We start from the raw sequence: 349 nt of genomic DNA on the forward strand, positions 1-349 counted from the left end.
GCGTTGGTGACGAAGTAGGGCGAGAGGTAGCCGCGGTCGAACTGCATGCCTTCGACGACTTCCAGCTCGGTTTCGGCGGTCTTGGCTTCCTCGACGGTGATGACGCCTTCGTTGCCGACCTTCTGCATCGCTTCCGCGATCATCTTGCCGACCGAGGAGTCGCCATTGCCGGCGATGGTGCCGACCTGGGCGACTTCCTCGGAAGTCTTGATCTTCTTGGCAGCCTTGCCGAGAGCGGCGACCACTTCGGTGACGGCCAGATCGATGCCGCGCTTCAAGTCCATCGGGTTCATGCCGGCGGCAACCGACTTGTGGCCTTCCTGGACGATCGACTGCGCCAGAACGGTCG

At 62.8% G+C, this 349-nt stretch carries 1 protein-coding gene; it reads right to left on the reverse strand.

Features of this window, described 5'->3' with window-relative positions:
- Window positions 1-349, reverse strand: a 349-nt coding sequence (locus O7A60_RS32195) for a TCP-1/cpn60 chaperonin family protein (protein ID WP_337109607.1), incomplete at both ends; no start/stop codon positions are given.

The organism is Mesorhizobium salmacidum (SeqCode), from assembly GCF_037179605.1.
Classification (GTDB): domain Bacteria; phylum Pseudomonadota; class Alphaproteobacteria; order Rhizobiales; family Rhizobiaceae; genus Mesorhizobium; species Mesorhizobium salmacidum.